The sequence below is a fragment of the Peribacillus sp. FSL E2-0159 genome, from assembly GCF_038643155.1.
GTDB classification, from domain to species: domain Bacteria; phylum Bacillota; class Bacilli; order Bacillales; family DSM-1321; genus Peribacillus; species Peribacillus simplex.
In genome coordinates this window covers 120000-141491 of record NZ_CP152053.1, presented here as the reverse complement: position 1 = coordinate 141491, position 21492 = coordinate 120000, and the positions used below count along the sequence as shown (strand labels likewise).

24 protein-coding genes and 1 other annotated feature are annotated in these 21492 nt (G+C 40.8%); all 24 genes read right to left on the bottom strand.

Translation table 11 applies throughout. The features are described from left to right. Window positions 1-9 precede the first annotated feature (9 nt). The 24 genes from rplX to rplA all read right to left on the bottom strand — a co-directional run bounded on the left by rplX (window position 10) and on the right by rplA (window position 21492). Entirely contained in the window at window positions 10-321 is a 312-nt protein-coding gene (rplX, locus tag NYE63_RS00760) for a 50S ribosomal protein L24 (RefSeq protein WP_063235796.1), read from the bottom strand. A 43-nt stretch (window positions 322-364) separates the two neighbouring features. Then, on the bottom strand, window positions 365-733 hold the full coding sequence (rplN, locus tag NYE63_RS00755; protein ID WP_061440386.1) for a 50S ribosomal protein L14: 369 nt from the start codon (window positions 731-733) through the stop codon (window positions 365-367). Window positions 734-774: 41 nt separating this feature from the next. Further along, a complete protein-coding gene (rpsQ, locus tag NYE63_RS00750) occupies window positions 775-1038 on the bottom strand; it encodes a 30S ribosomal protein S17 (RefSeq protein ID WP_034305007.1) in 264 nt (87 codons plus the stop codon). Window positions 1039-1056: 18 nt separating this feature from the next. Beyond that, window positions 1057-1260, bottom strand: coding sequence for a 50S ribosomal protein L29 (gene rpmC, locus NYE63_RS00745; RefSeq protein WP_034305010.1), 204 nt, complete (start codon window positions 1258-1260; stop codon window positions 1057-1059). Beyond that, window positions 1250-1684 (bottom strand): 50S ribosomal protein L16, encoded by a 435-nt coding sequence (gene rplP, locus NYE63_RS00740; protein ID WP_053349061.1) that lies wholly within the window; start codon window positions 1682-1684, stop codon window positions 1250-1252. The genes rpmC and rplP overlap by 11 nt, the downstream gene beginning before the upstream one ends. 1 nt (window position 1685) lies before the next feature. Then, window positions 1686-2342 (bottom strand): 30S ribosomal protein S3, encoded by a 657-nt coding sequence (rpsC, locus tag NYE63_RS00735; protein ID WP_063235795.1) that lies wholly within the window; start codon window positions 2340-2342, stop codon window positions 1686-1688. Between the two features lie 3 nt (window positions 2343-2345). Beyond that, the gene (rplV, locus tag NYE63_RS00730) at window positions 2346-2687 is read right to left on the bottom strand and encodes a 50S ribosomal protein L22 (protein WP_034305017.1); all 342 of its coding nucleotides are present in this window, start codon (window positions 2685-2687) and stop codon (window positions 2346-2348) included. Between the two features lie 17 nt (window positions 2688-2704). Beyond that, complete coding sequence (gene rpsS, locus NYE63_RS00725; RefSeq protein WP_034305018.1) at window positions 2705-2983, bottom strand: 30S ribosomal protein S19; 279 nt, start codon at window positions 2981-2983, stop codon at window positions 2705-2707. A gap of 60 nt (window positions 2984-3043) precedes the next feature. After that, window positions 3044-3874 (bottom strand): 50S ribosomal protein L2, encoded by an 831-nt coding sequence (rplB, locus tag NYE63_RS00720; RefSeq protein WP_053349063.1) that lies wholly within the window; start codon window positions 3872-3874, stop codon window positions 3044-3046. A 26-nt stretch (window positions 3875-3900) separates the two neighbouring features. Then, window positions 3901-4185 (bottom strand): 50S ribosomal protein L23, encoded by a 285-nt coding sequence (gene rplW, locus NYE63_RS00715; protein ID WP_057915217.1) that lies wholly within the window; start codon window positions 4183-4185, stop codon window positions 3901-3903. After that, window positions 4185-4808 (bottom strand): 50S ribosomal protein L4, encoded by a 624-nt coding sequence (rplD, locus tag NYE63_RS00710; protein ID WP_053349064.1) that lies wholly within the window; start codon window positions 4806-4808, stop codon window positions 4185-4187. The genes rplW and rplD overlap by 1 nt, the downstream gene beginning before the upstream one ends. Window positions 4809-4833: 25 nt before the next feature. Further along, complete coding sequence (gene rplC, locus NYE63_RS00705) at window positions 4834-5463, bottom strand: 50S ribosomal protein L3 (RefSeq protein WP_034305028.1); 630 nt, start codon at window positions 5461-5463, stop codon at window positions 4834-4836. A 40-nt stretch (window positions 5464-5503) separates the two neighbouring features. Continuing rightward, complete coding sequence (rpsJ, locus tag NYE63_RS00700) at window positions 5504-5812, bottom strand: 30S ribosomal protein S10 (RefSeq protein ID WP_019244375.1); 309 nt, start codon at window positions 5810-5812, stop codon at window positions 5504-5506. A 422-nt stretch (window positions 5813-6234) separates the two neighbouring features. Then, window positions 6235-7422 carry an elongation factor Tu gene (gene tuf / locus NYE63_RS00695; protein ID WP_063235794.1) on the bottom strand — a complete coding sequence of 396 codons (1188 nt, stop codon included), beginning with the start codon at window positions 7420-7422 and terminating at the stop codon, window positions 6235-6237. Between the two features lie 120 nt (window positions 7423-7542). Beyond that, window positions 7543-9621, bottom strand: a complete 2079-nt coding sequence (fusA, locus tag NYE63_RS00690) for an elongation factor G (protein WP_061440380.1) — start codon at window positions 9619-9621, stop codon at window positions 7543-7545. A gap of 44 nt (window positions 9622-9665) precedes the next feature. Further along, a complete protein-coding gene (rpsG, locus tag NYE63_RS00685) occupies window positions 9666-10136 on the bottom strand; it encodes a 30S ribosomal protein S7 (RefSeq protein ID WP_034305035.1) in 471 nt (156 codons plus the stop codon). A gap of 41 nt (window positions 10137-10177) precedes the next feature. Then, complete coding sequence (gene rpsL, locus NYE63_RS00680) at window positions 10178-10600, bottom strand: 30S ribosomal protein S12 (protein ID WP_034305038.1); 423 nt, start codon at window positions 10598-10600, stop codon at window positions 10178-10180. A 104-nt stretch (window positions 10601-10704) separates the two neighbouring features. Then, complete coding sequence (locus tag NYE63_RS00675; protein WP_342603735.1) at window positions 10705-10953, bottom strand: 50S ribosomal protein L7ae-like protein; 249 nt, start codon at window positions 10951-10953, stop codon at window positions 10705-10707. 291 nt (window positions 10954-11244) lie between these two features. Further along, window positions 11245-14844: a DNA-directed RNA polymerase subunit beta' gene (gene rpoC / locus NYE63_RS00670; RefSeq protein ID WP_342603734.1), complete on the bottom strand. Its 3600-nt coding sequence runs from the start codon at window positions 14842-14844 to the stop codon at window positions 11245-11247. Window positions 14845-15028: 184 nt separating this feature from the next. After that, a complete protein-coding gene (gene rpoB, locus NYE63_RS00665; RefSeq protein WP_342603733.1) occupies window positions 15029-18598 on the bottom strand; it encodes a DNA-directed RNA polymerase subunit beta in 3570 nt (1189 codons plus the stop codon). A 238-nt stretch (window positions 18599-18836) separates the two neighbouring features. Further along, window positions 18837-19442 carry a class I SAM-dependent methyltransferase gene (locus NYE63_RS00660; protein WP_342605653.1) on the bottom strand — a complete coding sequence of 202 codons (606 nt, stop codon included), beginning with the start codon at window positions 19440-19442 and terminating at the stop codon, window positions 18837-18839. A 194-nt stretch (window positions 19443-19636) separates the two neighbouring features. Continuing rightward, entirely contained in the window at window positions 19637-19996 is a 360-nt protein-coding gene (gene rplL / locus NYE63_RS00655) for a 50S ribosomal protein L7/L12 (protein WP_053349071.1), read from the bottom strand. A 63-nt stretch (window positions 19997-20059) separates the two neighbouring features. Further along, window positions 20060-20560, bottom strand: a complete 501-nt coding sequence (rplJ, locus tag NYE63_RS00650; protein ID WP_063235792.1) for a 50S ribosomal protein L10 — start codon at window positions 20558-20560, stop codon at window positions 20060-20062. A gap of 39 nt (window positions 20561-20599) precedes the next feature. Continuing rightward, window positions 20600-20750, bottom strand: a sequence feature (ribosomal protein L10 leader region). 46 nt (window positions 20751-20796) lie between these two features. Beyond that, window positions 20797-21492: a 50S ribosomal protein L1 gene (gene rplA, locus NYE63_RS00645; protein ID WP_061440375.1), complete on the bottom strand. Its 696-nt coding sequence runs from the start codon at window positions 21490-21492 to the stop codon at window positions 20797-20799.

The window sequence follows — 21492 nt, the reverse complement described above, 5'->3', positions numbered from 1 at the left end:
ATTTATGACTTATTTATCTAAAGTTTCACCTGATATTTTAGCTACGCGTACTTTTTTACCATTTTCAATCTTATATCCAACACGAGTCGGTTTACCTGATTTAGGATCAAGTGGCATTACATTGGATACGTGAATAGCAGCTTCTCTGCTGATAATTCCACCTTGTGGATTAAGTTGAGATGGCTTGGAATGCTTTTTCACGATGTTAATTCCTTCAACAAGTACACGATTTTGTTTCGGATATGCAGAAAGAATTGTTCCTTGTTTGCCTTTGTCCTTACCAGAGATGACTACGACTTTGTCACCTTTTTTAACATGCATTAGCTTGGCACCTCCTTGAAAGGCTTTATACAAATTTTACATATTATAGAACTTCTGGAGCTAGAGAAACGATCTTCATGAAACTATTGTCACGTAATTCACGAGCAACAGGTCCAAAAATACGAGTTCCACGTGGGCTCTTATCGTCACGGATAATTACACATGCGTTTTCATCAAAACGAATGTAAGAACCGTCAGGACGACGCATACCACGTTTTGTACGGACAACAACAGCCTTAACGACTTCACCTTTTTTAACAACGCCTCCTGGTGTTGCCTGTTTAACTGTACAAACGATGACATCACCGATGTTTGCAGTTTTACGGCCAGAACCACCTAGGACTTTAATTGTTAGCACTTCACGAGCACCTGAATTGTCAGCGACTTTTAAACGAGATTCTTGTTGAATCATGTACGGTACCTCCCTTCGGAATTAGCTTAATCCGAACTATATTAAATGATTACTGCTTTTTCTACTACTTCTACAAGACGGAAGCGTTTTGTAGCTGAAAGTGGACGAGTTTCCATGATACGTACTACGTCGCCTGCTTTAGCTTCGTTTAGCTCGTCATGAGCTTTTAACTTTTTAGAGTATTTCACGCGTTTACCGTATAAAGAATGCTTTTTATAGGTTTCTACGACAACTGTTACTGTTTTATCCATTTTGTCGGATACTACGCGTCCAGTGTAGATTTTGCGTTGGTTGCGTTCGCTCATTCTGCAAACCTCCATTCATTATCGATTAGTGACACCGATCTCTCTTTGACGAACAACTGTTTTCATACGAGCAATCGATTTGCGAACTTCACGGATGCGAGCTGTATTTTCAAGTTGTCCAGTAGCTAACTGGAAACGAAGATTAAATAGTTCTTCTTTAAGAGATTTTAGTTTTTGTTCAATTTCAGCAGTGGTTAGATCTTTGATTTCATTAGCTTTCATTTGTTTCACCACCAATTTCCTCTCTTTTTACAAACTTACATTTGATTGGAAGTTTGTGTGCTGCAAGGCGCAATGCTTCTCTTGCCACCTCTTCAGATACACCAGAGATTTCAAACAATACTTTGCCCGGTTTAACTACTGCTACCCAACCTTCAGGAGCACCTTTACCGGAACCCATCCGTACTTCAAGCGGCTTAGCTGTGTAAGGTTTGCTTGGGAAGATTTTGATCCAAACTTTTCCTCCACGTTTCATATAACGAGTCATCGCAATACGAGCTGCTTCGATTTGGCGGTTCGTGATCCAGGAAGCTTCTTGAGCTTGAAGTCCAAATTCTCCGAAATGAACTTCAGTGCCGCCCTTAGCCATCCCTCTCATTTTACCGCGGTGTTCACGACGGTATTTTACGCGTTTTGGCAATAACATATTATTTTCCTCCTTCCTCAGATTTCTTCTTAGTAGGAAGAACTTCTCCACGGTAGATCCAAACTTTCACGCCTAGCTTACCGTAAGTAGTATCTGCTTCAGCATGAGCATAATCTATGTCAGCACGAAGTGTGTGAAGTGGAACTGTTCCTTCGCTGTAATGTTCAGCACGAGCAATATCAGCACCGCCAAGACGACCAGAAACTTGTGTTTTGATTCCTTTTGCGCCAGAACGCATAGTGCGTTGAATAGCTTGTTTTTGAGCACGACGGAATGAAACACGGTTTTCTAATTGACGAGCGATGTTTTCAGCAACCAATTTTGCGTCAAGATCTGCTCTTTTAATTTCAATGATATTGATATGAACTCTTTTGCCAGTTAGCTGGTTCAAAGCTTTACGTAGTGCTTCGACTTCAGTACCGCCCTTACCGATAACCATTCCTGGTTTAGCAGTATGAACTGATACATTGATGCGGTTAGCAGCACGTTCGATTTCAACCTTGGATACAGAAGCATCATTTAAGCGTTTCGCAATATATTCACGAACTTTAATGTCTTCATGCAAAAGAGTAGCGTAGTCTTTATCAGCGTACCATTTGGATTCCCAATCACGAATGATCCCGATACGCATACCGATAGGATTTACCTTTTGACCCACAGATTACCCCTCCTTCTTTTCTGATACAACGATTGTAATATGACTAGTACGTTTGTTTATTGCACTCGCACGACCTTGAGCGCGAGGACGGAAACGTTTTAATGTTGGTCCTTCGTTAACGTATGCCTCTGAAACGACTAGGTTATTAATATCCATTTCGTAGTTGTGTTCTGCATTTGCGATAGCAGATTTCAGAATTTTTTCTACGACTGGAGAAGCAGATTTTGGTGTTAAGCGAAGAATCGCTACTGCTTCACCTACTTGTTTTCCTCGAATTAAATCTGCGACTAAACGCACTTTACGAGGAGCAATACGAACTGTTTTAGCGACAGCTTTAGCTTGCATGAGATGCCCTCCTCTCATTAACGTCTTGTTTTCTTGTCATCACTTGCGTGACCTTTATAAGTGCGTGTAGGCGCGAATTCGCCTAGTTTGTGACCTACCATATCTTCTGTTACATAAACCGGCACATGCTTACGACCGTCATAAACGGCGATTGTGTGTCCGATGAATTGCGGGAAGATTGTTGAGCGACGAGACCAAGTTTTTACTACCTGTTTCTTGTCAGCTTCATTTAATTTTTCAACTTTTACCAATAAATGATCATCAACAAAAGGCCCTTTTTTTAAGCTACGACCCATGCGAGTACCTCCCTTCGTGACTGTTCTACGGTTCTATATATGAACCGTAGCTCAATCCCGTTATTTTTTACGACGACGTACGATAAATTTATCGGATTTATTTTTCTTCTTACGAGTTTTGAATCCAAGAGTAGGTTTACCCCATGGAGACATTGGTGATTTACGTCCGATTGGCGATTTACCTTCACCACCACCGTGTGGGTGATCATTCGGGTTCATTACTGATCCACGAACTGTTGGGCGTTTACCTAACCAACGGTTACGGCCAGCTTTACCAATGTTGATAAGTTCATGTTGTTCATTACCAACTTGACCGATAGTAGCACGGCAAGTTGCAAGAATCATACGAACCTCACCTGAGTTTAAACGTACAAGTACATAACGACCTTCTTTACCAAGGACTTGAGCAGATGTTCCTGCTGAACGGACTAATTGTCCACCTTTTCCTGGTTTAAGTTCGATGTTATGAATTACTGTACCAACTGGGATGTTAATAAGAGGAAGAGCGTTACCCACTTTAATGTCAGCTTCTGGACCTGACATAATTTCCAAACCTACTTCTAGGTTTTTCGGAGCTAGGATATAACGTTTTTCTCCATCAACGTAATTAATTAATGCAATGTTTGCAGAACGATTTGGATCGTACTCAATAGTAGCAACGCGTCCTGGTATACCATCTTTATTCCGTTTGAAATCGATGATACGGTATTGACGCTTGTGGCCGCCACCTTGATGACGAACTGTTAACTTACCTTGGTTATTACGGCCGCCTTTGCTGTGTAAAGGAGCAAGTAATGATTTTTCCGGTTTGTCTGTAGTGATCTCAGCAAAATCCGAAGTTGTCATATTACGTCGACCGTTAGAGGTAGGTTTATACTTCTTAATCGCCATTTGTATTTCCCTCCTTCTCTAATGAATTAAGCTTCGAATAGCTCGATTTCTTTGCTGTCAGCAGTTAATTTAACAATAGCTTTACGGCGCTTGTTAGTATAGCCTGCATGTTTGCCCATACGTTTAAATTTACCTTTGTAGTTCATGATGTTTACTTTCTCAACTTTAACGCCGAAAATTTCTTGAACAGCATCTTTAACTTGAGTTTTGTTAGCTCTAACATCAACTTCAAAAGTATATTTCTTTTCAGCCATTACGTCTGAAGAGCGTTCAGTGATTACGGGGCGCTTAATGATATCGCGTGCATCCATTATGCAAGCACCTCCTCTACTTTTTCGACAGCTGATTTAGTCAAGATCAATTTGTTGTGTGAAACAACATCAAGAACGTTAAGACCAACAGCTTCAACTACAGTAACACCAGGGATGTTACGTGCAGAAAGAGCAACTTTCTCATCTAAACCGTCAGTAACAACTAACGTTTTAGTATCAACAGAAAGATTTTTAAGTACTGCTACAAATTCTTTTGTTTTTGGAGCTTCGAAAGACAAGCTTTCAAGTACCAAAATGTTCTCTTCCAATGCCTTTGCAGACAATGCAGATTTAATAGCTAAACGACGTACCTTTTTAGGTAGCTTGTAAGCGTAAGATCTTGGAGTAGGTCCAAAAACAACACCACCGCCACGCCATTGTGGAGAACGGATAGAACCTTGACGCGCACGTCCAGTTCCTTTTTGTTTCCAAGGTTTACGTCCACCGCCTGCAACTTCAGAACGGTTTTTAACTTTATGAGTTCCTTGACGTAAGGAAGCTCGTTGCATGATGATTGCTTCAAATAATACATGATTATTAGGTTCGATACCAAAGATGGATTCATTTAGTTCGATGTCTCCAACTTGTGAACCTGTTTGGTTGAACAATGTAACTTTTGGCATTCTATTGCTCCTCCTTTCTCAGAAATTACTTTGCTTTAACAGCAGTTTTAACTTTGATCAATGCTTTTCTAGCACCAGGTACATTACCTTTGATCAATAGTAGGTTGCGTTCAACATCAACTTTAACGATAGCTAAGTTTTGAACAGTAATTTGTTCTCCACCCATACGTCCTGGTAATAGTTTACCTTTGAATACGCGGTTTGGAGCTACAGGACCCATTGAACCTGGGCGACGGTGGTAACGAGAACCATGAGACATAGGTCCGCGAGATTGTCCATGACGCTTGATAGAGCCTTGGAAACCTTTACCTTTCGAAATTCCTGATACATCTACTAAATCGCCTTCAGCGAAAATACTAACATTGACTTCTTGACCGATCTCATATTCAGTAAGATCCGTTCCGCGGAATTCGCGAATGAAGCGCTTAGGAGTAGTATTTGCTTTTTCAACATGGCCCTTTTCAGGTTTGTTAGAAAGCTTTTCGCGTTTGTTTTCAAAACCAACTTGAACTGCTTCATAGCCATCAGTTTCAACAGTTTTCTTTTGAAGAACCACGTTATTAGCAGCTTCGATAACTGTTACCGGAATAAGTTCACCGTTTTCAGCAAAAACTTGAGTCATACCGATTTTTCTTCCTAAGATTCCTTTGGTCATAAGTCACACCTCCTAGAGTAATTGTTCATATTTATATGAATTATAATTTGATTTCAATGTCAACGCCTGATGGTAAATCTAAACGCATCAATGAATCAACTGTTTGTGGAGTTGGATTAACGATGTCGATTAGACGTTTATGCGTACGCATTTCGAATTGTTCACGAGAATCTTTGTATTTATGAACCGCACGTAGGATCGTATATACCGATCTTTCAGTAGGTAATGGAATTGGACCAGATACAGCCGCACCAGAACGTTTTGCAGTTTCAACAATTTTCTCAGCAGATTGATCAAGAATTCTGTGATCATATGCTTTTAAACGGATACGAATTTTTTGTTTTGCCATAATTTTCCCTCCTTTTCGCCTATTTTAAAATAGACCTTCTCAATGGAAATTTCCCACACACTCGCCATGGCAAAGCGGCCGGGTGTGTCAGCAACCTTCCATATCATCGCAGTCAAAGACCAACATTGTCTATTATACATAATGCACAAGTAAAATGCAAGTTAAACTTAAACTTTTCTTGTGCAACACACTTTTATTATTATACATACTATCACAAGTATTTACAAGTAGATTCTACATGGTCTTTCATATCCATTTTCTTCAATTCGAAAATCCTCATGAAACTTAATAAATCCACTAATTTTTTTATCGATATTATAGAAGAACAAAATGAAAAACCTTCAGAAAATAGAAAAGAAGCAGATGGCGTCCCATCTGCTTCTCCCGGAAGGCGTCCCTTCCAATATTGTTTTATGAATCAATTACTCTGTGATTGTAGCAACTACGCCAGCGCCTACAGTACGTCCACCCTCACGGATAGAGAATTTAGTACCTTCTTCGATAGCGATTGGAGCGATAAGTTCTACAGTCATTTCGATGTTGTCTCCAGGCATAACCATTTCTACGCCTTCTGGAAGGTTACAAATACCAGTTACGTCAGTTGTACGGAAGTAGAACTGAGGACGGTAGTTTGTAAAGAATGGAGTGTGACGTCCACCTTCTTCTTTTGAAAGAACATAAACTTCAGCTTTGAACTTTGTGTGTGGAGTGATTGTACCTGGTTTAGCAAGTACTTGTCCACGTTGGATATCTTCACGGGATACACCACGAAGTAGTGCACCGATGTTGTCACCAGCTTCAGCATAGTCAAGAAGTTTACGGAACATTTCAACACCAGTTACTGTAGTTGGTTTAGACTCTTCGTTGAAACCGATGATGTCAACAACGTCACCGACTTTAACTTGTCCACGCTCAACACGACCAGTTGCAACTGTTCCACGACCAGTGATTGAGAATACATCCTCAACTGGCATCATGAATGGTTTTTCAGTGTCACGAGTTGGTTCTGGGATATACTCGTCAACAGCTGTCATTAATTCATGAATTTTTTCTTCCCAAGCAGCTTCTCCTTGAAGAGCTTTTAGTGCAGATCCTTTGATAACTGGAATGTCATCGCCAGGGAATTCGTATTCAGATAGAAGATCACGGATTTCCATTTCTACTAATTCAAGAAGTTCTTCGTCATCAACCATGTCGCATTTGTTCATGAATACTACTAGGAATGGTACACCTACTTGACGAGAAAGAAGGATGTGCTCACGAGTTTGTGGCATTGGGCCATCAGCAGCAGATACTACTAAGATTCCGCCGTCCATTTGTGCAGCACCAGTGATCATGTTTTTAACATAGTCAGCATGTCCTGGGCAGTCAACGTGTGCATAGTGACGAGTAGCTGTTTCGTACTCAACGTGTGCAGTAGAGATTGTGATACCACGTTCTCTTTCTTCTGGAGCACCATCGATTTGGTCATAAGCGCGAGCTTCTGCGCCACCAGTTTTAGCAAGTACAGTTGTGATTGCAGCTGTTAGAGTTGTTTTACCATGGTCAACGTGACCAATAGTTCCAACGTTAACGTGCGGTTTTGAACGATCAAATTTAGCTTTTCCCATTAGGAATTCCTCCTTAAAATTATAAATAAAAGATTAAGTATATAGGGCTGTGAAAGAAGACTAATTCTTCCATCACAGCTTACATAAGATAGTTATACTTTAATAAGAGATGAAAATCAATTATTCACCTTTATTTTTTTTGATGATTTCTTCAGAAATGCTCTTAGGTACTTCTTCATAATGATCGAAGTGCATAGAGAATGTTCCGCGTCCTTGTGTGTTAGAACGTAGAGATGTAGCATATCCGAACATTTCAGATAGTGGAACCATCGCTTTAACCATTTGTGTGTTACCGCGAGCTTCCATACCTTCTACACGACCACGACGAGATGTGATATCTCCCATGATGTCGCCTAGGTAATCTTCTGGAATAACTACTTCCACTTTCATGATTGGTTCAAGGATAACCGGCTTACATTTAGATGCAGCATTTTTAAGTGCCATTGATGCAGCAATTTTAAATGCCATTTCGTTGGAGTCAACGTCATGGTAAGAACCGTCAAATAATTTTGCTTTGATGTCGACTAGCGGGTAACCAGCAAGTACACCACGGTCAAGTGAATCAACTAATCCAGCTTGTACAGCAGGGATATATTCACGTGGTACTACACCACCGACGATAGCATTTTCAAATTCGAATCCTTTACCTTCTTCGTTTGGACCAAATTCGATCCATACGTGTCCGAATTGTCCACGACCACCTGATTGGCGAACGAATTTACCTTCAACTTTAGCTGAACCACGGAAAGTTTCACGGTATGCTACTTGAGGAGCACCAACGTTAGCTTCCACTTTGAATTCGCGACGCATACGGTCAACAAGGATGTCCAAGTGAAGTTCACCCATACCAGCGATAATCGTTTGACCAGTTTCTTGGTCAGTATGCGCACGGAATGTTGGATCTTCATCTTGTAGCTTTTGTAAAGCTTGACCCATTTTGTCTTGGTCTGCTTTGGATTTCGGTTCAACTGACAGTGAGATAACTGGTTCTGGGAATACCATGGATTCAAGAATTACTTGGTTCTTGTCGTCACATAGAGTATCACCAGTTGTAGTATCTTTCAAACCAACAGCAGCAGCGATATCCCCTGCATATACAGTTGAGATTTCTTCACGGCTGTTTGCATGCATTTGAAGGATACGTCCAATACGTTCACGTTTACCTTTTGTTGAGTTGATTACATAAGATCCTGATTCTAATGTACCTGAGTACACGCGGAAGAATGTAAGTTTACCAACGTAAGGGTCAGTCATAACTTTAAACGCTAAAGCGGAGAACGGTTCAGAATCATCTGAATGGCGTTCTACTTCATCTTCTGTATCCGGTAGAGTACCTTTAATAGCCGGCACGTCTAATGGAGATGGAAGGAAGTCGATAACGTTATCAAGCATTAATTGAACACCTTTGTTTTTGAAAGCTGATCCACAGATAACTGGGAAGAATTCAACGTTAACAGTTGCTGTACGAATAGCTGCTTTTAATTCAGCAATGCTGATTTCTTCGCCGCCAAGGTATTTTTCCATTAAGTCTTCATTAACTTCTGCTACTGCTTCAATTAACTTTTCACGGTATTCTTCAGCTAATTCCCTATGTTCTTCAGGAATTTCACCAACAGTGATATCAGTTCCTAGATCATTGGCATAGAAATGAGCTTTCATTTCAATAAGGTCAATGATTGCAGAGAATTGATCTTCAGCACCGATTGGTAACTGAACCGGGTGAGCATTAGCTTGTAGACGATCGTGGATTGTTCCAACTGAATATAGGAAATCCGCACCGATTTTGTCCATTTTATTCACGAATACGACACGTGGTACACCATAAGTTGTAGCTTGGCGCCAAACTGTTTCAGTTTGAGGCTCAACACCTGATTGGGCATCAAGTACAGCTACAGCTCCATCAAGTACACGCAATGAACGTTCAACTTCAACTGTGAAGTCTACGTGTCCTGGCGTATCGATGATGTTTACACGGTGACCTTTCCACTGTGCAGTTGTTGCAGCGGATGTGATCGTGATTCCACGTTCTTGTTCCTGTTCCATCCAGTCCATTTGTGAAGCACCTTCGTGTGTTTCACCAATTTTATGAATTTTACCAGTATAGTATAGAACGCGTTCTGTTGTTGTCGTTTTACCAGCATCGATGTGAGCCATGATACCAATATTACGAGTGTTTGCTAAGGAGAACTCTCTTGCCATTTGTCTTTCTCCTTCCTTTTATAAGGATTTTATAGTGATATATTTTACCAGCGATAATGAGCGAATGCTTTATTAGCTTCAGCCATTTTGTGTGTATCTTCACGTTTCTTAACAGCTGCTCCAGTATTGTTAGCAGCATCCATGATTTCATAAGCTAAACGCTCTTCCATCGTTTTTTCTCCACGAAGACGAGAGTATTTCACTAACCAACGAAGTCCTAGAGTTGATTTGCGGTCTGGACGCACCTCAACTGGTACTTGGTAGTTAGCTCCACCTACACGGCGTGCTTTTACTTCTAATACAGGCATGATGTTTTTAAGTGCTTGATCGAAAACTTCGATTGACTCATTGCCAGTACGTTCTTTGATTAAATCAAATGCAGAGTAAAGAATTTTTTGTGATTTACCTCTTTGTCCATCAACCATTAATTTGTTGATTAAGCGAGTCACAAGTTTTGAATTATAAATTGGATCTGGTAATACGTCTCTTTTCGTTACAGGTCCTTTACGAGGCATTATATTTCCTCCTTTCAAGAAAGTTCAATTTTTGTTTAAGATTATTTTTTTGCTGCTTTCGGACGCTTAGTACCGTATTTAGAACGGCCTTGCATACGATTGTTAACTCCAGCAGTATCAAGAGCACCACGTACGATATGGTAACGTACCCCTGGTAAATCTTTTACACGACCGCCACGGATAAGAACCACGCTGTGTTCTTGTAGGTTGTGACCGATACCTGGGATATAAGCTGTTACCTCGATACCGTTTGTTAAACGTACACGCGCATATTTACGTAACGCGGAGTTTGGTTTTTTCGGTGTCATAGTACCCACACGAGTGCAAACACCACGTTTTTGCGGAGATGATACGTTAGTTTGTGCTTTTTTAAAGCTGTTGTAGCCTTTGTTAAGTGCTGGAGATTTTGAATTAACCTCTTTAGACTCGCGTCCTTTACGCACTAATTGATTAATAGTAGGCATTACATTTTTCCTCCCTTCACGTTTTCATTTCTAGTACCACACATCCAGGTGGTTCATAAATGGGTAAAAACAAAGTCTTTGCAAATATAATTGCAAAAACATTTTTACTTTTTAATGGCAACAGTTGCTGCTCCGACATCAATACCACATGCTTTGCCAAGCAATCTCATCGAATCAACATATGTGATAGGAACATCCAATTCTTTAGCGGTCTCAACGACACGCCCAGTCAAGTATATATCTGCATCATCAGCGATGATAACTTCTTGAATTAAATTGTTTTTAAGAGCTCTAACTGCTTGTTTCGTCCCTATAATCACTGACTTTGCCTGTATTACTTTTTCATAAGACATGGTCCATATCCTCCAAAGTTACAGGGTAACATAGGAGCACCTTTGCTATAGTATCATTATTAGTCGGATACTGTCAACTTCTTTCAAAAAAATAATTTCAGCAAAAGGTTTTCCTTACATAATTCTATTAAGATAATCAATTTGCCTAAAGGGAATATATCAAATCCTCATACAGCTTTTTATTCAGCCAAGAGTAATAAGAGAGACCAGCTCAATAAATCCTGATCCTTCAGTTCCCATCATACAGGAGTGCGGTTTTCAGTTTAAATTATTGAGCTGGTCCTTTTTCCTTTAATCCACTGTTACTGTATCGGCACTTTCGTCACCAACAACGACAGGGTTTGCTTTTCTGTATCTAAGCATTCCTGTTCCTGCAGGGACAAGTTTACCGATGATGACATTTTCTTTAAGTCCAAGCAATTCATCACGTTTTCCTTTTATTGCTGCATCAGTCAAGACTCTGGTTGTTTCTTGGAATGACGCTGCGGACAAGAAGGAATCCGTTTCTAGAGATGCTTTTGTGATACCTAGCAATACAGGGCGACCTGTAGCTGGTAATTTGTTAGTCAGCAATGCATCTGTGTTTGCAGTAGTGAACTGGTTAACATCCAATAATGTTCCTGGAAGCACTTCAGTTTCGCCTGCATCAAGCACACGGACTTTACGCATCATTTGTCTAACCATTACCTCGATATGTTTATCACCGATCTCAACACCTTGCATCCGGTATACTTTTTGAACTTCATGAAGCAGGTATTCCTGAACAGTAAGCACATCTGTAACCTTCAGCAATTCTTTCGGATCGATGGAACCCTCTGTTAACTCTTCACCACGGCGGACAGGAGTATCAACAGTTACTCTTAGACGGGCAGTATATGGCGCAGTATATGTGCGTGATTCTACTGCACCTTGAACAACGATTTCCTGTTGTTTATCCCGAATTTCATTAATCGAAACAATCGTTCCTTCGATTTCGGAAATGACAGCTTGACCTTTAGGATTTCTCGCTTCAAATATTTCTTGGATACGAGGAAGACCTTGAGTGATATCATCCCCAGCAACACCACCTGTATGGAATGTACGCATCGTTAACTGTGTACCAGGTTCTCCGATTGATTGAGCGGCAATAATACCGACTGCTTCGCCCACTTCAACTTCTTGACCTGTAGCCAGGTTGCGTCCATAACATTTTTTACATACACCATGGCTGGTGTTACATGTAAAGGCAGAACGGATCCATGCTGTTTCAATTCCAAGTGATTCAATATAATTAGCAAGATCTTCAGTAATAAGATCGTTTTCAGCCACGATTACTTCATTTGTTTCTGGATGTTTGATCGCTTTTCTTGCATAACGGCCCACTAGGCGCTCTTCAAGATGCTCAATTATTTCAGTACCCTCTCTCAAGGCTGAAATTTTCAAGCCGCGGTCCGTTCCACAATCGTCATCACGGATAATGACATCTTGGGCAACGTCAACAAGTCGACGGGTAAGGTAACCAGAATCGGCAGTTTTAAGTGCTGTATCGGCAAGACCTTTACGCGCACCATGTGTAGAGATGAAGTACTCCAACACTGTTAAACCTTCACGGAAACTTGATTTGATCGGTAATTCAATGATACGTCCAGCCGGGTTGGCCATCAAACCACGCATACCAGCAAGCTGCGTAAAGTTGGAAGCATTACCACGGGCACCGGAGTCACTCATCATGAAGATCGGGTTGCGTCGGTCCAGTGAGTCCATAAGTTTGGACTGAATGGTATCCTTAGCAGCACTCCAAATTGAAATGACGCGATCATAACGCTCATCCTCTGTAATAAGACCACGTCTGAATTGTTTCAAGACGTTATCCACTTTGGTTTGAGCCTCAGTAATGATTTCTTGTTTTTCTTTTAAAACGACAATATCAGCCACACCAACGGTAATACCAGCTTTTGTCGAATATTTGAATCCAAGATCTTTCATCCGGTCAAGCATTTTGGATGTTTCGGTAATTTTAAAGCGTTTAAAGACTTCTGCAATGATATTTCCAAGAATTTTTTTCTTGAAAGGATCGATAGCAGGTTGAGCCTTAATCAATTCAGGAATATTAGCGCCTTTTTCCACAAAATATTTCTCTGGAGTTTTGGTTTCCAAATTATATCGTGTCGGTTCGTTAATATACGGGAATGATTTTGGCAAAATTTCATTGAAGATCAATTTACCGACAGTTGTAATTAGAAGTTGTCCGTTTTGTTCTTCAGTGAACGTTTCATTATTTTGTGACGATGCATGTACGGCACAACGGGAATGTAAGTGCACATATCCGTTTTGATATGCAAGTAATGCTTCACTTGTATCTTTAAAGATCATACCCTCACCGATAGCGCCTTCTCTTTCCAATGTTAAGTAATAGTTACCTAATACCATATCTTGAGAAGGTGTAACGACAGGTTTACCATCTTTAGGGTTCAAAATGTTCTGTGCTGCAAGCATAAGCATGCGTGCTTCGGCTTGGGCTTCAGAAGATAGAGGAACGTGGACCGCCATTTGGTCACCATCAAAGTCAGCATTGTAAGCTGTACATACGAGCGGATGCAAACGAATTGCGCGACCTTCAACCAACGTTGGTTCAAATGCTTGGATCCCAAGTCTATGAAGAGTCGGTGCACGGTTCAATAGTACTGGGTGTTCTCTAATAACTTCTTCTAGTACATCCCATATTTCTGGAGATAAACGTTCAATTTTGCGCTTAGCGGATTTAATATTATGCGCTAGACCTCTTTGAACAAGCTCCTTCATAACGAATGGTTTGAATAACTCAATCGCCATTTCTTTCGGAAGACCACATTGGTACATCTTTAAGTTTGGTCCGACTACGATAACGGAACGGCCAGAATAATCAACACGTTTACCAAGAAGGTTTTGACGGAAACGACCTTGTTTACCTTTTAACATGTGAGATAAAGATTTTAACGGACGGTTACCAGGTCCAGTTACCGGACGGCCTCGACGGCCATTATCGATAAGAGCATCGACAGCTTCTTGCAGCATACGCTTCTCATTTTGAACGATAATGCTTGGTGCTCCAAGGTCCAGTAATCTTTTCAACCGATTATTACGGTTGATAACACGGCGATATAAATCATTTAGATCAGATGTGGCAAAACGTCCTCCATCAAGTTGAACCATAGGACGAAGTTCCGGTGGAATGACCGGAAGCACGTCAAGGATCATCCATGAAGGCTCATTTCCGGAGTTACGGAATGCTTCAAGCACTTCCAAGCGTTTGATTGCACGGGTTCTGCGTTGTCCTTGAGCTGTTTTAAGCTCCTCTTTCAACGACTCTACTTCCTTTTCCGTATCAATATCTTGTAAAAGTTTTTTAATAGCTTCCGCACCCATGGCAGCTTGGAATTTCTTACCGTATTTTTCGCGGTATGTACGATATTCCTTTTCAGAAAGAAGCTGTTTCTTTTCTAAAGTTGTATCGCCCGTTTCAGTTACGACGTAAGATGCAAAGTAAATTACTTCTTCCAAAGCCCGTGGAGACATGTCAAGTACAAGTCCCATACGGCTAGGAATTCCTTTAAAATACCATATGTGTGAAACTGGAGCTGCCAGCTCAATATGACCCATACGCTCACGACGTACCTTAGCGCGAGTGACTTCAACGCCACAACGGTCACAGACTACGCCTTTATAACGAACACGTTTATATTTTCCGCAATGACATTCCCAGTCCTTTTGAGGTCCAAAAATTCTCTCACAGAATAAACCGTCTTTTTCTGGCTTTAACGTACGATAGTTGATTGTTTCTGGTTTTTTAACTTCTCCATGGGACCAAGAACGAATCTTGTCTGGTGAAGCAAGACCAATTTTCATATACTCAAAATTATTAACGTCTAACAAGGGGCCTACCTCCCTTTTAATCTCCAGGTTTAACCCTTGATTGCCGTCAAATATCAGGCAATCTTACACCGGATGATGGTTGATTGAATCAATAAGGCTCTAACGAGGCAGCATGATCTTCAAATGAACATCTCGCTGCCAGTCAGAGCAGGTAATATATAACTAGATACGTTTATATTTAATTTTATTCTTTGACAGGTGCCCCTACTTCGGAAGCAACCATATCTTTAGTTTCTGAATCAAGGTTTAATTTGTCTGCTTGGTTGGCTTCATCTTCATCTTCCAAATCACGCATTTCGATTTCACGATCTTCGGCATTGAGAATTTTAACATCCAATCCTAAACTTTGAAGCTCCTTAATCAATACTTTGAAGGACTCAGGAACGCCTGGTTCAGGGACATTTTCACCTTTGACAATCGCTTCGTACGTTTTAACACGACCTACGACATCATCTGATTTAACGGTTAGGATTTCTTGTAATGTATAAGCAGCACCATACGCCTCAAGTGCCCATACTTCCATCTCACCGAAACGCTGTCCACCAAATTGCGCTTTACCACCAAGTGGTTGCTGCGTAACAAGGGAGTAAGGTCCAGTTGAACGTGCATGAAGTTTATCATCGACCATATGTGCCAGTTTGATCATATACATGACACCAACTGATACACGGTTATCGAATGCTTCACCTGAACGGCCATCATAAAGGACAGTTTTTGCATCACGGGACATCCCGGCTTCTGCAATCGTACCCCAAACGTCTTCCTCAGTGGCACCATCGAATACAGGAGATGCTACATGAATGCCAAGTGCGCGTGCAGCCATACCTAAGTGAAGCTCCAACACCTGACCGATGTTCATACGTGAAGGTACACCCAATGGGTTCAACATGATGTCGACTGGAGTGCCATCTGGTAAATAAGGCATATCTTCTTCAGGAAGAATCCTGGAGATTACCCCTTTGTTACCATGTCGTCCAGCCATTTTATCGCCTTCATGAATTTTACGTTTTTGAACGATATATACACGTGCGAGTTGGTTTACACCAGGAGGCAGTTCATCGCCGTCTTCTCTGTTGAATACTTTAACATCAAGAACGATTCCTCCGCCGCCGTGAGGTACACGAAGTGATGTATCCCTTACTTCACGTGCTTTTTCACCGAAGATTGCATGTAATAGACGTTCCTCAGCAGTCAGTTCCGTTACACCTTTAGGCGTGACTTTACCAACGAGAAGGTCTCCATCTTTCACTTCAGCACCCACACGGATTATTCCGCGCTCATCAAGATTACGAAGCGCATCTTCCCCTACGTTAGGGATATCACGTGTGATTTCTTCAGGTCCTAATTTTGTATCGCGTGATTCAGATTCATATTCTTCAATATGAATAGAAGTGTACACATCATCTTTAACCAATCGTTCACTCATGATGATGGCATCTTCATAGTTATATCCATCCCATGTCATGAAGGCAACCAATACGTTACGTCCAAGTGCCAACTCACCTTGTTCCATTGAAGGACCATCAGCAAGAATTTCACCTTTTACAACGTTGTCGCCAACACTTACGATAGGGCGTTGATTATAGCACGTTCCTTGGTTAGAACGAATGAATTTTAATAGACGGTATTTATCAAGGTTTCCTTTTACTTGCTGTCCGTCAACCTCACTTACCCTACGTACCCATACTTCACGTGATTCAACGTGCTCTACGATACCAGGGTGTTTACAGATTACAGCAGCACCGGAGTCTTTCGCTGAAACATACTCCATACCCGTTCCGACTCGAGGGGCTTCCGGTTGAAGCAAAGGAACTGCTTGACGTTGCATGTTCGCTCCCATAAGGGCACGGTTGGAGTCATCGTTTTCCAAGAAAGGAATACATGCTGTCGCAGCAGATACAACCTGTTTAGGAGATACATCCATGTAATCGACGCGATCACGCGGAACAACGGTATTTTCACCGCGGAAACGTGCAACAACATCATTATCAAGGAATGATCCGTCATCTGATAGACGTACATTCGCTTGGGCAACTACATAATTATCTTCCTCATCAGCTGTTAAGTAATCGATTTGGCTTGTAATTTTGCCTGTTTCAGGGTCCACACGGCGATATGGTGTTTCAATGAAGCCATATGGGTTAACCTTTGCAAAACTGGATAATGAGTTAATCAAACCAATATTCGGTCCCTCAGGCGTTTCAATTGGACACATGCGGCCATAGTGGGAGTAATGAACGTCACGTACTTCAAAGCCAGCACGCTCACGTGTCAGACCACCAGGTCCCAATGCAGATAGACGACGTTTATGCGTCAATTCAGCCAACGGGTTCGTTTGATCCATGAATTGAGAAAGCTGTGAGCTTCCAAAGAATTCTTTAATAGATGCAATAACTGGACGAATGTTAATTAGTTGCTGTGGAGTGATTGTATTCGTATCCTGAATAGACATTCTTTCACGAACGACACGTTCCATACGAGATAAACCAATTCTAAATTGGTTTTGCAGCAATTCACCAACAGAACGCAGACGACGGTTTCCTAAATGGTCAATATCATCTGTGATTCCTACACCATGCAATAAGTTAAAGAAATAACTGATGGAAGAAATGATATCAGCCGGTGTAATGTTTTTAACCTGGTCGGTCACGTAAGCATTACCGATGATATTGATCACTTTTTCGCCTTCAGCATCGTTTGGTGCAAACACTTTAATAGGTTGAAGAAGAGTTTCTTCTTCTACTACACCACCTGATGGATGGAATGTTTTGAATCCGATTCCAGCTTCGATATGAGGCAGAATCCTATCAAGAGTCCGACGATCAAGCATTGTACCTTTTTCGACGATGATTTCACCTGTTTCAGGGTCAATCAAAGTCTCCGCAATACGTTGTCCGAATAAACGGTTCTTAATATGCAGTTTTTTGTTTATTTTATAACGGCCTACATTAGCTAAATCATAACGTTTCGGATCAAAAAAGCGTGATACTAAAAGACTTTTCGCGTTTTCGACAGTAGGCGGTTCACCTGGGCGTAGACGCTCATAGATTTCCAGTAATGCTTTTTCCACACTCTCAGTGTTGTCCTTTTCGAGAGTGTTACGAAGGTATTCGTTGTCTCCGATTAAATCGATGATTTCTTGATCAGTTCCGAATCCAAGGGCACGCATCAATACCGTAATCGGTAATTTCCTGGTGCGATCGATTCGAACATACACAACATCCTTGGCGTCTGTTTCATATTCGAGCCATGCGCCACGGTTAGGAATGACGGTCGCAGAGAAACCAAGCTTACCGTTTTTATCCATTTTTCCATTGTAGTAAACACTCGGTGAGCGCACTAATTGGGATACAATTACCCGTTCAGCACCATTGATGACAAATGTACCTGTTTCAGTCATCAGCGGGAAGTCGCCCATAAATACATCCTGGTCTTTCACTTCCCCTGTTTCTTTGTTAACAAGGCGCACTTTCACACGAAGTGGTGCAGAATACGTAACATCGCGTTCTTTTGTTTCTTCCACAGAATACTTCGGCTCAGCTAAGCTGTAATCGATGAATTCTAACGATAAATTACCTGTAAAATCCTCAATAGGAGAAATATCCTGGAACATTTCCTTTAAACCTACATCTAGAAACCATTGATAAGAAGCTGTTTGAATTTCAATCAGATTCGGAAGATCCAAAACCTCACTGATTCTTGCATAACTTCTACGTTGGCGGTGTCGTCCATACTGAACAAGTTGACCTGTCAACTGATTCACCCCTTAAATCAAGCGTTATAAGGTTCCATTTGCCTCGGAAAAGGAATCATTTCCATAGACAAAAAGAAAATGGTTTTTATTTTAAAAACCACTATTTCTCATAAAACGAACTATTATTTATATATTTTTCCCATATTATCCATTGGTTATACACCAATGGTATAAAAATTGCATAGTTACGGAATTATATATATGCATTTTATAATACTAACATAGCGAAAATTTAGAGTCAAACCTTTTTGGCTAATAGTATATAGTAACCTTTTTTCTTTACGGGCACTTCAATATTTCCAAATAATTGCTCCAATTTATCCATTGCGGATGGAGCCCCTTGTTTTTTTTGAATGACAACCCATAATTCTCCACCAGCTACCAAACTGCGATAGCTTTCTTCTAAAATTTCGTGGACTACACTTTTACCTGCGCGAATGGGAGGGTTCGTAAGAATCGCCGCGAATTGATTGGAGCCAACTTTGTCAAAACGATCACTTTCGTAGATCTTTACATTTGCGATTCCATTAGAAGCGGCATTCTCTTTTGACAATTCAACTGCCCGGCTATTTATATCAATCATTTCTATCGTTCTATCGGGATAAGCTGCCGCAATCGATATTCCGATCGGGCCATAACCGCAACCAACATCGAGAATATCTCCTTCCACAGCTTCATTAAGGTTAAAACTCTCAACCAAAAGACGCGATCCGAAATCAACTTCCTTTTTCGAAAAAACACCATTATCACTTTTAAAGCGAAAGGCACGTCCCTTTAATGTGAAATCCCAAAATTTCGGATTACTTACGACATCCGGTTTATGTGAGTAGTAATGCTCTGTCAGAGTCATCTCCCCCTATCAGAAAGGAATATTGAAGATTTAATGAGAGAAGAGAATTGAAGAATGGATGCTTGCACGCCGGAATGTTTGAAAAACTAAACCCTATTAATCAAACCATTAACGGCTTTTTTTCTTCATTTCTTTAGAATGAAGAAAAAAAGCCCGCCAGTGATAGCGAGCTTTTTGTTTATGCAAGATTACTTAACTTCAACGCCAGCTCCAACTTCTTCAAGTTTAGCTTTAACTTCTTCAGCTTCTTCTTTAGAAGCGCCTTCTTTGATTGCTTTTGGAGTGTTGTCAACAAGTTCTTTTGCTTCTTTAAGTCCAAGACCTGTTACTTCACGTACAGCTTTGATAACTTTGATTTTTTGATCTCCAGCAGATGTAAGGATTACATCAAACTCAGTTTGCTCTTCAGCAGCAGCGCCACCAGCAGCAGCTACAGCTACAGGTGCAGCAGCAGTTACGCCAAATTCTTCTTCGATTGCTTTTACAAGGTCGTTTAATTCTAAAACAGTCATGTTTTTAACTGCTTCTAAGATTTGATCTTTAGTCATTTTTATTTCCTCCTCGAAATGGTTGGTTTTTTTTTGAATCAATAGGCTAAATAAGCGATTAGCTTACGCGCCTTGTTCTTCTTTTTGATCTGCAACTGCTTTTGTAGCAAGAGCAAGTCCGCGCATAGGTGCTTGTAGCACGCTGAGTAGCATTGAAAGTAGGCCTTCGCGTGAAGGTAGTTCTGCAAGAGCTTTAATTTCTTCAGCAGTTGCAACATTTCCTTCGATAACTCCAGCTTTGATTTCTAAAGCTTCATGTTTTTTCGCAAAATCGTTAAGGATTTTTGCTGGCGCAATAACATCTTCAGTTGAGAATGCAATTGCGTTTGGTCCTGTTAATGATTCGTTCAAAGCGCTAAGTTCAGCACTTTCCGCAGCACGACGAGTCATAGAGTTTTTGTAAACTTTAAACTCAACGCCAGCTTCACGAAGTTGCTTACGAAGTTCTGTTAATTCAGCAACAGTCAATCCACGGTAGTCAACAACTACTGTTGATTGGCTTGCAGTTAATTTATCAGTAATCTCAGCAACGATTTTTTGCTTTTGTTCAATAATTGCGTTCATCCTTACACCTCCTGTAGATTTGCTTGAAAACATTTATACCGTTTCAAAGAAAAAGCCTTCATCTCTATTGCAGACATGAAGGCAGTAATTTCAAAAGTCATAGTCAAGGACTATTATTATCGAATTACCTCGGCAGGGAATTAAGCTCGTAACGAGCACCTACTGTCTACGGTACAAATGATATTCATTTATTCACAACAAAACTTATTATAACAATAATAGTTTTGGAATGTCAATTATTTATTGAAAGTTGAAGGATCAACTTTCACGCCAGGGCCCATAGTAGTTGTTACAGAAACGTTTTTCATGTAAGTCCCTTTAGCAGCCGCAGGTTTAACTTTCATTAATGTATCATAGATAGTCGTGAAGTTTTCCACTAGTTTAGCATCTTCGAAAGATACTTTACCGATTGGAGCGTGGATGTTACCAGCTTTATCTACGCGGTATTCAACTTTACCAGCTTTGATTTCATTAACAGCTTTCGTTACGTCGAATGTTACTGTACCAGTTTTAGGGTTAGGCATTAATCCTTTAGGTCCTAATACACGGCCAAGTTTACCAACTTCACCCATCATGTCTGGAGTCGCTACGATTACATCGAATTCGAACCATCCTTGTTGGATTTTGTTGATGAAGTCAGATTCGCCAACGTAGTCAGCACCAGCAGCTTCCGCTTCTTTTGCTTTTTCGCCTTTAGCGAACACTAATACGCGTTGAGTTTTACCAGTACCATTCGGAAGCACAACAGCTCCACGAATTTGTTGGTCAGCTTTCTTAGGGTCTACACCTAAACGGAAAGCAACTTCAACAGTCGCATCGAATTTTGCGAAGTTTGCTTTTTTAGCAACTTCGATTGCTTCAGTTACAGCATAAGCCTTAGAAACTTCTACAAGCTTAGCTGCTTCAAGATACTTTTTACCTTTTTTCGCCAT

What these genes read in the sequence shown, in the direction of transcription:
- rplN (WP_061440386.1), bottom strand. Translation starts at nt 733, where the DNA reads ATGATTCAACAAGAATCTCGTTTAAAAGTCGCTGACAATTCAGGTGCT.
- rplA (WP_061440375.1), bottom strand. Translation starts at nt 21,492, where the DNA reads ATGGCGAAAAAAGGTAAAAAGTATCTTGAAGCAGCTAAGCTTGTAGAA.
- rplX (WP_063235796.1), bottom strand. Translation starts at nt 321, where the DNA reads ATGCATGTTAAAAAAGGTGACAAAGTCGTAGTCATCTCTGGTAAGGAC.
- rpsQ (WP_034305007.1), bottom strand. Translation starts at nt 1,038, where the DNA reads ATGAGCGAACGCAACCAACGCAAAATCTACACTGGACGCGTAGTATCC.
- rpsG (WP_034305035.1), bottom strand. Translation starts at nt 10,136, where the DNA reads ATGCCTCGTAAAGGACCTGTAACGAAAAGAGACGTATTACCAGATCCA.
- rpmC (WP_034305010.1), bottom strand. Translation starts at nt 1,260, where the DNA reads ATGAAAGCTAATGAAATCAAAGATCTAACCACTGCTGAAATTGAACAA.
- tuf (WP_063235794.1), bottom strand. Translation starts at nt 7,422, where the DNA reads ATGGGAAAAGCTAAATTTGATCGTTCAAAACCGCACGTTAACGTTGGA.
- rplJ (WP_063235792.1), bottom strand. Translation starts at nt 20,560, where the DNA reads ATGAACGCAATTATTGAACAAAAGCAAAAAATCGTTGCTGAGATTACT.
- fusA (WP_061440380.1), bottom strand. Translation starts at nt 9,621, where the DNA reads ATGGCAAGAGAGTTCTCCTTAGCAAACACTCGTAATATTGGTATCATG.
- rpsJ (WP_019244375.1), bottom strand. Translation starts at nt 5,812, where the DNA reads ATGGCAAAACAAAAAATTCGTATCCGTTTAAAAGCATATGATCACAGA.
- rplP (WP_053349061.1), bottom strand. Translation starts at nt 1,684, where the DNA reads ATGTTATTGCCAAAACGCGTAAAATACCGTCGTGAACACCGCGGTAAA.
- rplL (WP_053349071.1), bottom strand. Translation starts at nt 19,996, where the DNA reads ATGACTAAAGATCAAATCTTAGAAGCAGTTAAAAACATGACTGTTTTA.
- rpsS (WP_034305018.1), bottom strand. Translation starts at nt 2,983, where the DNA reads ATGGGTCGTAGCTTAAAAAAAGGGCCTTTTGTTGATGATCATTTATTG.
- rplV (WP_034305017.1), bottom strand. Translation starts at nt 2,687, where the DNA reads ATGCAAGCTAAAGCTGTCGCTAAAACAGTTCGTATTGCTCCTCGTAAA.
- rplD (WP_053349064.1), bottom strand. Translation starts at nt 4,808, where the DNA reads ATGCCAAAAGTTACATTGTTCAACCAAACAGGTTCACAAGTTGGAGAC.
- rpsL (WP_034305038.1), bottom strand. Translation starts at nt 10,600, where the DNA reads ATGCCTACTATTAATCAATTAGTGCGTAAAGGACGCGAGTCTAAAGAG.
- rplW (WP_057915217.1), bottom strand. Translation starts at nt 4,185, where the DNA reads ATGGATGCACGCGATATCATTAAGCGCCCCGTAATCACTGAACGCTCT.
- rplB (WP_053349063.1), bottom strand. Translation starts at nt 3,874, where the DNA reads ATGGCGATTAAGAAGTATAAACCTACCTCTAACGGTCGACGTAATATG.
- rplC (WP_034305028.1), bottom strand. Translation starts at nt 5,463, where the DNA reads ATGACCAAAGGAATCTTAGGAAGAAAAATCGGTATGACTCAAGTTTTT.
- NYE63_RS00675 (WP_342603735.1), bottom strand. Translation starts at nt 10,953, where the DNA reads ATGTCTTATGAAAAAGTAATACAGGCAAAGTCAGTGATTATAGGGACG.